The organism is Xanthomonas sp. SHU 199, assembly GCF_000364665.1.
GTDB lineage: Bacteria > Pseudomonadota > Gammaproteobacteria > Xanthomonadales > Xanthomonadaceae > Xanthomonas_A > Xanthomonas_A sontii.
On the sequence record NZ_AQOI01000875.1, the window covers coordinates 1 to 327 of the forward strand.

Consider the following 327-nt stretch of genomic DNA (forward strand, 5'->3'; position numbering starts at 1 on the left):
GACCTCGCGCGGACCGCCGGTGGCGATCGGTGCGGCCTGTTCGCCGCGGACCAGGTGCGGCGCGGCCTGCGCCAGTTGCCGCAGCGGCCGCACCAGGCGCCGTGCGACCAGCGCAGCGGCCAGCCAGACCAGCAGCGCGCAACCGGCCAGCATCGCCACCGAGAACCGGCGCAGGCCGTGTTCGCGCGGCTGGCTGGAGAACGCGATCCACAGCGGCGTGGGCGTGGCCAACTGCAGCCACAGGGTGCCGTCGGCGTCGCGCCGCAACGCGCGCCCGGGGCCGAGCTGATCGGCCGCGCGGCGCTGCATCGCGTCGGCCAGCGGGCC

1 pseudogene is annotated in these 327 nt (G+C 77.7%); it reads right to left on the bottom strand.

Features of this window, described 5'->3' with window-relative positions:
• Positions 1 to 327, bottom strand: a pseudogene (locus D183_RS25930) (HAMP domain-containing protein); the annotation flags it as partial.